At 67.2% G+C, this 12,889-nt stretch carries 7 protein-coding genes; 4 read left to right on the top strand and 3 right to left on the bottom strand.

What is annotated here, in order from left to right:
* Positions 1-113: 113 nt before the first annotated feature.
* Complete coding sequence (locus tag RT688_RS01755; RefSeq protein WP_313703129.1) at positions 114-599, top strand: SRPBCC family protein; 486 nt, start codon at positions 114-116, stop codon at positions 597-599.
* Positions 600-773: 174 nt separating this feature from the next.
* On the top strand, positions 774-1,334 hold the full coding sequence (locus tag RT688_RS01750) for an REP-associated tyrosine transposase (RefSeq protein ID WP_409521866.1): 561 nt from the start codon (positions 774-776) through the stop codon (positions 1,332-1,334).
* 101 nt (positions 1,335-1,435) lie between these two features.
* Here RT688_RS01750 and RT688_RS01745 read toward each other — a convergent pair whose 3' ends face one another.
* The 3 genes from RT688_RS01745 to hemE form a co-directional block, all read right to left on the bottom strand.
* A complete protein-coding gene (locus RT688_RS01745; RefSeq protein ID WP_313703128.1) occupies positions 1,436-2,875 on the bottom strand; it encodes a dihydrolipoyl dehydrogenase in 1,440 nt (479 codons plus the stop codon).
* Positions 2,876-2,922: 47 nt separating this feature from the next.
* Positions 2,923-4,929 carry a primosomal protein N' gene (locus RT688_RS01740; RefSeq protein WP_313703127.1) on the bottom strand — a complete coding sequence of 669 codons (2,007 nt, stop codon included), beginning with the start codon at positions 4,927-4,929 and terminating at the stop codon, positions 2,923-2,925.
* 607 nt (positions 4,930-5,536) lie between these two features.
* Entirely contained in the window at positions 5,537-6,619 is a 1,083-nt protein-coding gene (hemE, locus tag RT688_RS01735; protein ID WP_313703126.1) for a uroporphyrinogen decarboxylase, read from the bottom strand.
* 154 nt (positions 6,620-6,773) lie between these two features.
* Here hemE and RT688_RS01730 point away from each other — a divergent pair, with 154 nt between their 5' ends.
* Complete coding sequence (locus tag RT688_RS01730; RefSeq protein ID WP_313703125.1) at positions 6,774-8,711, top strand: prolyl oligopeptidase family serine peptidase; 1,938 nt, start codon at positions 6,774-6,776, stop codon at positions 8,709-8,711.
* Positions 8,712-8,743: 32 nt separating this feature from the next.
* A complete protein-coding gene (locus RT688_RS01725) occupies positions 8,744-12,877 on the top strand; it encodes a DEAD/DEAH box helicase (protein WP_313703124.1) in 4,134 nt (1,377 codons plus the stop codon).
* The last annotated feature ends 12 nt before the right edge of the window (positions 12,878-12,889 follow it).

The raw sequence follows: 12,889 nt of genomic DNA, 5'->3' as shown, positions 1-12,889 counted from the left end.
GTACGTTTGTACGGCAAGACGATGCAACGCAGCCATGGAGGTTTTGTTAGACGCTCGATCGGTTACCATCGCCCCTTTGGCGCATTGCGCCTTCGATACGAGCACGAGAAACGATGAAATTTGAACACCTGATCGAAATTAACGACCCGCTCAACCCGCTGATCGACACGATCACCCGCGAGCAGCTGTGGCGCGGCCTGGTCATCCGTGCCGAATCGCCGAAAATGTTCGTGCCGCACCTGGACGAGTGCCAGATCGGCGAGCGCAGCAGCGGCAGCTTCACGCGCCGCCTGCGCTACGTCGACCTGGTAATCGAGGACACCGTCGTGCTCACGCCGCTGCAGCAGGTGCGCTACGAGGTGCCGGCCCAGGGCGAGATCCAGGCGTCCAGCCTGACCATGACGATCGAGGCCCCGGACGAAGCCCGTCTCTTCGTGCGCTTCCGCTACGACGACGGCACCGGCGAACACGTCGACGAAGCGAACACGATGTACGACGAATTCAAGAAGTCGGCCTACCAGGAAGCGGACCTCGACACGATCCGCATCCTGCGCCAGCTGGCGGCGCAGGGGAAGCTGGATGGGAGTTGTCTGAACTGATGCCGATGCACGATTACCCGGCCACGCCTGGGTAATCGTGCTGCATCCCGTACGGTGGGCACTCTGTGCCCACGCGAAACGCTGCATGCCGACTGCTGGGATCGAACTGATGCGATGGCGTACCGTTGACGTGTGTCATTGATCACACGCGACGCCACCCGGATTGCGCCATGCCTGCCCTACAATCCGCGGCACCATGTCCCGCTACCGCCGCGCCCGCGATGGCCACACCTATTCTTCACCCTGGTCTCGTTCCGGCGCCGGCCCATCCTCTGCTACTCCCCCATCCGCCCTGCCCTGCGCTCGGCCTTGATCGAGGTGCGACAACGGCGCCCGTTCGACATCGATGCCTGGGTCTTGATGCCGGATCACCTGCATTGCATCTGGACCTTGCCTACCGGTGACACCGATTACTCGACCCGCTGGGCACTGATCAAACGCCTTGTATCGCGTTCATGCGCACATGAGATGGATGACGGCTGGCGGCCGAGTACCTCACGCGTCAAGCACCGCGATTCCATCATCTGGCAACGCCGCTTCCACGAACACATGATTCGCGACGAACGGGATTTCGAGCGGCATGCGGACTACATCCATTTCAATCCGGTGAAACATCGGCATGCCGACAGCGCGGCGGCGTGGCCGTTTTCGACGTTTCATCGGTATGTGCGCGAGGGGATATACCCGGCGGATTGGGGTGGGACGACGCACGCGGCACGCGTGGAGTGGGAATAGCGCAGGTGCGTGACCGAAGCCAGAGGCGCGGAGCGACAGGTTTCGGCAGCAGACCACGGTCACGCACGTAACGCGTGGGCACGGCGTGCCCACCCTACGAGTTACGTTCCCGGTTCTGAATCAGCGGGATCGGTATGGTTCGCCCCCTTCGCCAGGTTCGCCGCCAGGTCGCGCAGCGCGGTGCGCACGCCTTCCTCGATCACGGGGTGATAGAAGGGCATCTCGAGCATCTGCGGCACGGTCAGGCGGGCCTGCACGGCCCAGGCCAGCAGGTGGGCGATGTTCTCGCCGCGCGGGGCGATCATCTCGGCGCCCAGGAAGCGGCAGGTGCCGTATTCCGCATACACGCGCAGCATGCCCTTGTTCTGCAACATGACCCGGCTGCGGCCCTGGTTCTCGAACGAGACCTTGCCGATGGCGAACTTCGGCCGTCCCCCCTCGCACAACGCCTTGTAGTTCTTGCCCAGGGTAGCGATGTTCGGTTCGGTGAAGGCGATCGCCAGCGGCGTGCGGCGCAGGCCCGGGCGCACGTCGGGGAAGCGGCCCGCGTTCTCGCCGGCGATTTTGCCATGGTCGGCCGCCTCGGCCAGCAGCGGCAGCTCGTTGTTCGCGTCGCCGGCGATGAAGATGTGGCTATTCCCGCACTGCATGGTGCGGCTATCGAAAGCCGGGACGCCGTTCGCCTGCAGTTCGATCCCGGTTTCCTCCAGCCCCATGCCGTGCACGTTCGGCGTGCGGCCGGTGGCGAGCAGGACGTACTGGAAGCGTTCGCTGGTTTCCTTGCCGAGCGCGTCGCGCGTGGTGAGCAGCACCTCGTCGCCCTGCTGTTCTGCGCGCACGACCTCGGTCTGGAAACGCAGGTCGAGTTCCTGCGACAGCGTGCGCGTGGCCGCGTGCAGTACCTCGGGGTCGCTCAGGTGGGCGACGCTGCCGCCGCGCGCGAAAAGCGCGGTACGCACGCCCAGGCGCGTCAACGCCTGTCCCAGTTCGAGGCCGATGACGCCGGTGCCGATCACCGCCACCGAGCGCGGCAGATCGTCCCAATAAAACACGTCGTCGCTGGTGACGATGTTCGGGCCGACGTTCTTCAATTGCGGCAGCACCACCGGCGTGGAGCCGGTGGCGATGACGATTGTCTTCGCCTCGATCTCGGTATGCTCGTCCACCCGCAGCGTGTGCGGCCCGGTGAAGCGGGCGTGTCCCTGGATCTTGTCCTGGGCCGGAAAATGTTCGACGCTCTCGAGCACGAAGCCGACGAAGCGGTCGCGCTCGCGGCGCACGCGCTCCATCACCGCGCGCCCGTCGATGCGTTTTTCTCTCGGATGGACGCCGAAGCCGGGCGCCAGGTCCAGCATGTGGGCCGCGTCGGCGGCGGCGATCAGGAGTTTGCTGGGCATGCAGCCGACCCGCGCGCAGGTGGTGCCGTAAGGTCCGCTTTCGATGGCGACGGTGCGTGCGCCCTCGGCACGCGCGGCGCGGTAGGCCGACATGCCGGCGGTGCCGGTGCCGATGACGGCCACGTCCACATTCAGTTTGTTCATCTTGTCCCTCGTTTGCTGTGCCGCCATGACGATACGCTTTTTCGGGTTCAGATGTCGAGCGGATCGACCTCGAGCGACCAGCGTACCCGCGTCTTCATCGCGCGCAGCAGGGCCATCCACTCCTTCAGGAAGGCCTGCAGCGCCGGGCGCGAGCTCGACTCCACCAGCAGCTGGGCGCGGTCGACGTTGTGGACCCGGGTCATGGTCATCGGGATCGGGTCGTTCAGCGTCACGGCATCGGTCGGCAGGATGTCCCGCGCTTCCTCGAGGAAGGCGATGGCGTTGGCCAGCTCCGGCGCCTCGGCGCGCAGCAGGGCCTGGTACATGTAGGGCGGCAGCGCGGCCTGCCTGCGCTCTTCCAGCAGGCTGCCGGCGTAGCGGTCGTAGTCGTGGCGCACGACCGCCGAGTACAGCGGATGCTGGGCGTAGCGGGTCTGGATCAGCACCTCGGAAGCCAGGCCGGCGCGGCCGGCGCGGCCCGCCACCTGCATCAGCTGGGCGAACAGGCGCTCGCTGGCGCGGTAGTCCTGCGAGAACAGGGCCGTGTCCGGGTTCAGGATGCCGACCAGGGTCAGCTTCTTGAAGTCGTGGCCCTTGGCGACCATCTGCGTGCCGATCAGGATGTCGACCTCGCCGCGGTGCACGGTGTCGAAGGCTTCCTGGGCGCTGCCCTTCTTGCGGGTCGAGTCGGCGTCGATGCGCAGGATGCGCGCCTGCGGGAACATCGCCGCCAGCCCTTCCTCGAAGCGCTGGGTGCCGCGGCCCAAAGGCTGCAGGTCGATGTTGCCGCAGGTCGGGCAGTGACGGGGGATGCGCAGCTCCAGGCTGCAGTGGTGGCAGCGCAGCCGGTGTTCCGGCTTGTGCAGCACCATGAAGGAGGTGCAGCGGGTGCAGTTGCTGATCCAGCCGCAGGACTCGCAGGTGATCACGGGCGCATAGCCGCGCCGGTTCAGGAACAGCAGCGACTGTTCGCCGCGTTCGAGGCGCCCACGCAGCGCGGCCAGCAGGCCGGAAGTCAGGCCCTCCTTCGGCTTGTCGCGTTCCATGTCGAGCAGGCGCACGGTGGGCAGCACGGCGTCGCGCACGGCGCGCTCGCGCAGCTCCAGCTTGCGGTAGCGGCCGGTCTGGGCGTGGTGCCAGCTCTCCAGCGAGGGCGTGGCCGAGCCGAGCACGATCGGAATCGCCAGCTGCCAGGCGCGCCACACGGCCAGGTCGCGCGCCGAATAGCGCAGGCCTTCCTGCTGCTTGTACGAGGGGTCGTGCTCCTCGTCGATGACGATCAGCTTCAGGTGCGGCAGCGAGGCCAGGATCGCCAGGCGCGTGCCGAGGACGATACGGGCCTGTCCCACGTGCGCGGACAGCCAGTGCAGCATGCGCTCGCCTTCCGACAGGCTGCTGTGCAGGGTGGCCAGCATCAGGCCCGGGAAGCGCGCGCGGATGTTCGCTTCCAGCTGCGGCGTCAGGTTGATCTCGGGGACCAGGATCAGGATTTGCGCCTGCGGGTCGCGCGCCAGCACCTGGGCGCAGGCCTGCAGGTAGACCTCGGTCTTGCCGCTGCCGGTGACGCCGTACAGCAGCAGCGGCGTGAAACCGCGCGCGCCGCCGATGGCGTCGGCCGCCTCGCGCTGGGCCGGGTTCAGCGGCGGCATGCCGGACGGCGTGGCGTCGTTCGTCACGTCCAGCTTGGCCAGCTTTTTCAATGCGCGGTCGAGCGCGACCGTCTTCGGCACCCGTAGGTTCTTCGGCAGGCCGGGCAAGGCGACTTCACCCAGCGGACGCTGGTAATAGTCGGCCGCGAAACCGGCCAGCGCCAGCCACTCCAGCGACAGCGGCGCCAGCTGGCTGCGCACCGCCAGCGCATTTTTCAGCTTGTCCGGCGGGACGTCGGTCTCGTCCTTGATCGCGACAATGATCCCCATCGCCTCGCGCCGACCGAAGCTCACCAGCGCCAGTTGGCCAACCTGCGGCGCGGCGCCGTCCTCGTACGACCAGCCGTAGTCGAACACGCTGTTGAGCGGGGTATCGAGGGCGATTTGTAGGATGCAGTAGGGCACGTCGTCTGGGTGTGGAAAGCTGTGGAAAACTTTGTGGAGAATGAAGCGCTTGACCGGTGGAGAAGTTTACGTTAAGTCAAACCAAGCATAGACTGGCGGAAATACAAGAAAAATTACACGCACAAAATCAATTACTTACAAACGCCGAAGTAGTCCACAGCAACTTGATTCCCGCTCTGCAATGATTGTGTATAACCCGCGTTTTCCTTGTTTTGCATGCACCAAGGTAATGAAGATTTAAACAATTATCTGCGAAGCTTTTCCTAAGTGCCGGTAAACACGAGGGTTTTTATTGCTGAGTTGTTCGTGCTGTTGATAACTTTGTGAACAAGGGCCTGAAAAACGGCGATTTTGCTGGGAAAACTAGTTTTCAGAACAGCAACCTCAAGAAATAAACGCAGAAAAATCGTTTATATTCAATAGCTTGCCGTTTCTGTTCACTCATCCAATTGTCCACAGGCGGACGGCTTGCATTTTTGAAACATGTGAACAAGTGTGATTTTGCTGCGCTGCCCCGTGGTATGCCGCGCTGCCTGCGCGCCGGCCGGCAGGGCAAAACGCGCTGCGGCGCACGATCGTGCGCCGCGGGCATCCGGCAAGGGCTTCGTCAGCCGGCGCGCTGGCGGCGGCTGAAGCTGTGGACAGCTTCCACCATCGCGCTCACCGATTCCGGCGGCGTGAACTGCGAAATGCCGTGGCCGAGGTTGAACACGTGGCCCGAACCGGCGGTCGGGGCGCCATAGGCGGTGAGCGAACGTTCGACTTCGGCGCGGATCTGCTCCGGCGAGGCGAACAGGATGGCCGGGTCCAGGTTGCCCTGCAGCGCGACACGGTCGCCGACCAGGGCGCGGGCGCGGCCCAGGTTGACGGTCCAGTCCAGGCCCAGCGCGTCGGCGCCGATGTTCGCCATTTCGTCGAGCCAGATGCCGCCGCCCTTGGTGAAGACGATCGCCGGAATGCGCACGCCGTCCTTCTCGCGCTGCAGCTGGCCGAGCACCTGCTCCATGTACTTCAGCGAGAATTCCTGGTAGGCGCCGTCGGCCAGCGCGCCGCCCCAGGAGTCGAAGATCATGACGGCCTGGGCGCCGGCATCGATCTGGGCGTTCAGGTACTGGGCGACCGCCGTGGCGTTAATCTCCAGGATCCGGTGCATCAGGTCCGGACGGGCGTACAGCATCTTCTTGATGGTGTGGAATTCGCGCGAGCCCTGGCCTTCGACCATGTAGCAGGCCAGCGTCCACGGGCTGCCCGAGAAGCCGATCAGCGGCACGCGGCCATCGAGGGCCGTGCGGATCTGCGTGACGGCCTTGAACACGTAGTCGAGCGCGTCCATTTCCGGCACGCGCAGGGCCAGCACGTCGGCTTCGGTCCGCAGCGGACGCTCGAACTTCGGGCCTTCGCCATCGGCGAAATACAGGCCCAGGCCCATCGCGTCGGGCACGGTCAGGATGTCCGAGAACAGGATCGAGGCATCCAGCGGATAGCGGTCGATCGGCTGCAGCGTGACTTCGGTGGCGTAGTCCGGGCTTTTCGCCAGTCCCAGGAACGAGCCGGCGCGCGCGCGGGTGGCGCGGTATTCCGGCAGGTAGCGCCCCGCCTGCCGCATCAGCCACACGGGCGTGTACTCGGTCGGCTGGCGCAGCAGGGCGCGCAGGAAGGTATCGTTCTTGAGCGGGGCAAATTGTGGCATGGCTGTCAATATTTGGCGTCGTGAAGAGGGGTATTATCGCATCCTTGGAGGTGACTGAGCATCTCGCCGGGTTTCGCGTGGCGGGCGCGCCCACCCGACGAAAAACGGGTCCACTCTTATAATGCGGTTCCATCCCCTTTTCGACGCCACCACCATGACCGACCCGCACCGCCCACAGGCCGCGCCCTGCGGCACCTGGACTTCCCCGATCAGCGCCGCCGTGGTTGCGGCCGGCGCCATGCCGCTGTCGCAGCTCGCGCTCGACGGCGACGACGTGCTGTGGCTGGCCGGCCGCGCGAGCGAAGCCGGCCGCACCACCCTGCTGCGCCGGCGCGCGGGCAGCCAGGCCGAGCTCACGCCCGCCCCCTTCAACGTACGCAACCGCGTGCACGAGTACGGCGGCGGCGCCTATGCGGTGGACGGGGGCACGGTGTGGTTCTCGCACCATGCCGACAACCGCCTGTACCGCGTCGAGGACGGCGCCGAGCCGGTCCTGATGACGAAGGAGGAAGCCGTGCGCTACGCCGACTTCGTGCCCGACCGCGCGCGCCAGCGCCTGGTCGCGGTGCGCGAAGACCACCTGGCGGGCGAGGCGCACCCGGTCAATACGATCTGCGCGGTCGGCTTCGACGGCAGCGAGACGATCCTGGTCGACGGCAACGACTTCTATGCGGCGCCGCGCCTGTCGCCGGACGGACGCCACCTGGCCTGGCTGTGCTGGGACCATCCGCGCATGCCCTGGCAAGGCACCGAGCTGTGGGTGGCCGATGTCGCCGCCGACGGCAGCCTGGTCGACGGCCGCATGGTCGCGGGCGGCATGGATGAGTCGATCTGCCAGCCGGAGTGGTCGCCCGACGGCCTGCTGCACTTCGTCTCCGACCGCAGCGGCTGGTGGAACCTGTACCGCTTCGAGCACGGCGTGGTGCATGCGCTGTGCCCGCGCGAGGCGGAATTCGGCGGCCCGCATTGGGTCTTCGGCGGTTCGATGTACGGCTTTCGCTCGGCCGACGAGATCGTCTGCACCTATATCGAGGAAGGCGTCAGCCGCCTGGCGCGCCTGTCCACGCGCGGCTGCACCCTGACGCCGATCGACACGCCCTACCAGGAAATCCGCGAGCTGCGCGTCAGCGCCGGCAAGGTGGCGCTGTTGGCCGGTTCGCCGACGATCGCGCTGGAACTGGCCCTGGTCGACGTCGAGACCGGCGCGCGCGAGGTGCTGGCGCGCTCGATCGAGACCCTGCCCGACGAGGCTTACTTGTCGGTCCCGCGCAGCATCCGCTACCCGAGCGCGAACGGGCGCACCGCCTACGCCTTCCACTACGCGCCCACCAACAAGGACTATGCGCCGGACGATGGCGAACTGCCGCCCCTGATCGTGATCGGCCACGGCGGCCCGACCGGCATGGCGACCAGCACCCTCAAGCTGGCCACCCAGTTCTGGACCAGCCGCGGCTTTGCCGTGCTGGACGTGAACTACGGCGGCAGCACCGGTTTCGGGCGCCACTACCGCGACCTGCTGCGCGGCCAGTGGGGCGTGATCGACGTCGAGGACTGCGTGGCCGGCGCGCGCCACCTGGCTGAACAGGGCCTGGCCGATCCCGAGCGCCTCCTGATCCGCGGCAGCAGCGCCGGCGGCCTGACGACCTTGTCGGCGCTGGCCTTCCACGACGTGTTCAAGGCCGGCGCCAGCTACTACGGCGTGTCCGACCTGGCGGGATTGGACGCCGACTCGCACAAGTTCGAATCGCACTACAACGAATACCTGATCGCACCGAAGGCGCAGGCGGCGGCCGTGTACCGCCAGCGTTCGCCGATCCACCACACCGCCTCGCTCACGCGCCCGATGATCTTCTTCCAGGGCCTGGACGACAAGGTGGTGCCGCCCCAGCAGTCGGAGGCGATGGTCGAGGCGCTGCGCGCGCGCGGCGTGCCGGTCGCCTACATCACGCTCGAGGGAGAGGGCCACGGCTTCCGCAAGGCCGACAGCGTGGTGCGCACCCTGGAAGCCGAACTGGTGTTCTACCTGCGCGTGTTCGGCATTCCGGTGCCGCCCGCGCTGCCCGAGGTGGAGATCGAGAACCTGGCTGCGTGAAGGACCAAATGCGGGATCAAATGCAGGATCGAATGCGGGACCACGTGCGCGACATCTTTGCCGCCGGCACCGAACGTCAAAAGATGACGCTCGGCGTGCTGGCGCTCGTCGGCGAGCCGATGGGCCGCACGCGCCTGCGCGAACATCTCGACGCGCTGGGCTACTTCGACTCGGACGACGAGCTGGCCGCCGACCTGGCGCTGCTGCTCGAGCGCGGCCTGGTCGGAGAACTGGCGTCGCGCGGCACCGTCATCACGCCGGAGGCCGCGTGGCCGGCGATCGACTACCTGCTGTACATCCGGCTGTTCACCGAAACCCGGGAAATCTACCAGGGCCTGACGCCGCTGCGGCGCGACTGGCAAGGCAACCCGGTGCTGCGCAGCTACCGCCAGGGCGTGGCGCTGCTGCGCATGGCCCTGGTCGGCAGCGACGGCCCGAAGGAAGTGGCGCCGCTGCTGGCGGCCTGCCTACGCTGCCACGAGGCGGCCTACCTGCATCCGCTGGTGGACATCTGCGCGCGCCCTTTCGAACCGGAGATGATCGAACGCATCAACACTGCCGTGCGCGACGACGTGCTGGCCGTGTTGATCAACCATGTCCAGCGCGAACCCGCCGCCGCGCCCGCAATCCGCGCCTATGCGGAGGACCACGTCGCCGCAGGCGGCGCGTCGATGGCCCTGCGCCTCGCCCTGGCCGAACACCTGATCCTGTGCGGCAGGCTGGACGACGCCGGCGCCTTGCTCGCGGAGCTGGACGACTCGGCCGCCCTGTTCTATCGCAGCGTGATCCTGCTGCTGCGCGATCACCTCGACGAGGCGCTCGCTGGTTTCGATGCGGCCCTGAAACTGCTGCGGCGCGAGACCGGCAAGCGCAAGGCGATCTTTGCCGGCATCGGCGGGCACCTGTACGTGGCCGCGCTGCTGCGCCGCGGCGACGCAAAACATCAAAAAGCCGTCGAGAGCTACCTCGACAGCGCAACGCGCGCGGTACAAAGCCACGACACCGCCGTCTACCAGCAATTGAGCATGCTGCGCCAGATCCGCGGCGGCACCGTCGACGCCGAGGTACTGCCTTCGCGCAGCTGGGAAAGCGCGCTGCAGCCGGTGATGTTCCGGGCGCTGCTGCACTGGTGGCTGGGCATGCCGCAGTTATCGAACCGGCGCGCGCAGCTCGAGGAGAGTCTGGCGCTGTCGGAAGCCGCCGGTTTCGACTTCCTCAGCGCCCAGCTGGCCGGCCTGCTCGGACAATTGGGCGGGGTCGGTTTCGAACAGCGCGCCATCGCCCTGCGCCAGCAGCATCGCTTGAGCGACATGACGCTCTGGTTCGAGCGCGAGCAGCCCTGGGAACGCCAGTTGAACGCCCTGATCAACCTGCAGCCTGCCGTCAACGTCGAGGTGGTGAAGGAATCGCGCCTGGTCTGGCTGCTGCGCTACGACGCGCACCTGGGCGGCATCCAGGAAATCGAGCCGCGCGAGCAGAAGCGCGATGCGCAGGGCGGCTGGAGCCGCGGCCGCCCCGTTGGCCTCAAACGCCTGCTCGACGAGGCTGGCTCGCTCGACTTCGTCACGGCCCAGGATCTGCAGGTGGTGGCCAGCATCGGCGCCCAGCGCCAGCATTACGGCAGCGGCCTGCGCTACGATTTCGACCTCGACAAGGCGGTGGCCGCGCTGGTCGGCCACCCGCTGCTGTTCTGGTTCGATGCCCCGGGTACCCGGGTCGAACTGCTGCCGGGCGAACCGGAGCTGCTGGTGAAGGCCGACCGCGCGCACGTGACGATCTCGCTGCGCCCCCCCGTGCGGCTCGGCGACGGCGACGTGGTCGTCACGCGCGAATCGCCGACCCGGCTGCGCGTGGTGCGCATCCGCGACGAGCACCACCGCATCGGCGCCATCGTCGGCGACGGCCTGGTGGTGCCTTTGGAGGCCGAAGTGCGGGTGCTGCAGGCGATCGGCGCGATCTCCTCGATCGTCACGGTGCAGTCGGACATCGGCAGCAGCGCCGCCGACCTGGAACGCATCGACGCCGACCCGCGCCTGCACGTGCACCTGCTGCCCTACCATCAGGGCCTGCGCATCCGCATCCTGGTGCGCCCGTTGCCGGACAACGGCGCCTATTACGCGCCGGGCAGCGGCGCCGAGCGCGTGATCGCCGACGTCAACGGCGTGCGCACCGAAGCCAGGCGCGACCTGAACGCCGAGCGCGAGCGCCAGCGCCAGTTGCTGGCGGACTGCCGCGCGCTGGAAAGCGCCGAGGAAGAGCACGACGAATGGCTGCTCGGCCAGCCGCTGGCCTGCCTGGAACTGGTGAGCGAACTGCAGGAACTCGACCCCTCCCAGGTCGTGATCGCCTGGCCGGAAGGAGAACCGTTCAGGGTCAGCAAGAAGGTCTCGTCGAAATCCGTGCGCCTGACCATCAAGCGCGACAAGGACTGGTTCGCCGCCAACGGTGAAGTCGTGGTGGACGAAAACCGCGTCCTCGACCTGGTCTCGCTGCTGGAAAAGCTGCGCGGCAGCGAAGGCCGCTTCGTGGCCCTGGGCGACAACCAGTTCCTGGCGCTGACCAACGAACTGCACCGCCGATTGACCGACCTGGCCGCCTACACCGACGCCGACGAGGAAGCGCTGCGCGTACATCCGCTGGCCAGCTTCGCGCTGGAGGAACTGGCGCTGGACGCCGGCGGCGTGGAAAGCGACAAGGCCTGGCGCGCGCACCTGCAGAAGATGGCCGCGAATGCCGAGTACGCGCCGCAGCTGCCGAGCACCCTGCAGGCCGAGCTGCGCGACTACCAGCGCGAAGGCTTCGAATGGCTGGCGCGCCTGGCGCACTGGGGCGTGGGCGCCTGCCTGGCCGACGACATGGGCCTCGGCAAAACCCTGCAGGCGCTGGCGTTGATCCTGCTGCGCGCGCCGAACGGCCCGACCCTGGTGGTCGCGCCGACCTCGGTCTGCACCAACTGGATCGCCGAGGCCGCGCGCTTCGCGCCGACCCTGAACGTCAAACTGTTCGGCCCCGGCGAGCGCGCCGACATGGTCGATGGCGCCGGGCCGTTCGACGTGGTCGTCGCCAGCTACGGCCTGCTGCAGCTGGAAGCGCCGCTGTTCGCGAAGAAGACCTGGCACACGATCGTGCTCGACGAGGCGCAAGCCTTCAAGAACGCGGCGACGCGCCGTTCGCAGGCGGTGATGGCGCTGCGCGGCGCGTTCCGCATGATCGCCACCGGCACCCCGCTGGAAAACCATCTGGGCGAGTTGTGGAACCTGTTCCGCTTCATCAATCCGGGCCTGCTCGGGACCGCCGACCAGTTCCAGCTGCGCTTTGCCGGCCCGATCGAAAAGGCCCAGGACAAGCGCGCCGAAGCCGGTGCGCGCTCGCGCCTGCGGCGCCTGACGCAGCCCTTCATCCTGCGCCGCACCAAGAGCCAGGTGCTGACCGAGCTGCCGCCGCGCACCGAGATCGTGATCCCGGTCGAGCTGACGCAGGAAGAGACGGCGCTGTACGAATCGCTGCGGCGCGAAGCGCTCGACAAGCTGGCCGCGCTGGAGGCGCCCGAGAGCCAGAAGTCGATCGCGATCCTGGCCGAGATGATGCGGCTGCGGCTCGCGGTCTGCAATCCGGAACTGGTCGCGCCGGGCATCGGCATCGCCAGCAGCAAGCTGGCCACCTTCGCGCGCCTGATCGACGATTTGCTGGACAACCGCCACAAGGTCCTGGTGTTCAGCCAGTTCGTCGACCATTTGACCCTGATCCGCAAGCACCTCGACGCGCGCGGCATCATGTACCAGTACCTGGACGGGTCGACCCCGATGCAGGAGCGCAAAAAACGGGTCGACGCCTTCCAGGCCGGACAAGGAGAGCTGTTCCTGATCAGCCTGAAGGCCGGCGGGGTCGGCATCAACCTGACGGCGGCCGACTACGTGATCCACATGGACCCGTGGTGGAACCCGGCGGTCGAGGACCAGGCCTCGGACCGGGCGCACCGCATGGGCCAGCAGCGCCCGGTGACGATCTACCGCCTGGTGGCGCGCCACACGATCGAGGAAGGCATCGTCGAACTGCACCACCACAAGCGCGATCTGGCCGAGAGCCTGCTCGAAGGCGGCGACATGGCCGCGCGCATGTCCCCGGGCGACATGCTGGCGATGCTGCAGCAGGGCCTGGCGCGCTGAACCTTCATTTGC

The sequence above is a fragment of the Massilia sp. genome (genome assembly GCF_032106685.1).
In the GTDB taxonomy this organism is placed as follows: Bacteria; Pseudomonadota; Gammaproteobacteria; order Burkholderiales; family Burkholderiaceae_D; genus Telluria.
The sequence above is the reverse complement of the archived record's forward strand: the minus strand, read 5'-3'. Positions and strand labels throughout refer to the sequence as shown.